This window comes from Burkholderia sp. AcTa6-5, from assembly GCF_017815075.1.
GTDB classification, from domain to species: domain Bacteria; phylum Pseudomonadota; class Gammaproteobacteria; order Burkholderiales; family Burkholderiaceae; genus Burkholderia; species Burkholderia sola.
In genome coordinates this window covers 1-227 of the sequence record NZ_JAGIQE010000097.1, presented here as the reverse complement: position 1 = coordinate 227, position 227 = coordinate 1, and the positions used below count along the sequence as shown (strand labels likewise).

General features: G+C 61.7%; 1 protein-coding gene. It reads left to right on the top strand.

Features of this window, described 5'->3' with window-relative positions; all coding sequences use genetic code 11:
- Nucleotides 1–227 (top strand): hypothetical protein (locus J8I33_RS34350; RefSeq protein WP_209940009.1); only part of this gene is annotated, 227 nt, incomplete at both ends.

Below are 227 nucleotides of genomic sequence, written 5' to 3'. Positions count from 1 at the left end.
CCCGTCGACAACGAATTGATACCCGTCGAGGTCGAGGTCGACAGCGACGAGATCGAGCTGTTGGCCGACGACAGGCCGGTCGAGGTCGAAGTCGAGAGCGACGTGATAGAGCTGTTAGCTGACGAGAGGCCGGTCGAAGTCGAAGTGGAGAGCGACGTGATCGAGCTATTCGCCGACGACAGCCCCGTCGAGGTCGAGGTCGAGAGCGACGTGATGGAGCTGTTCGC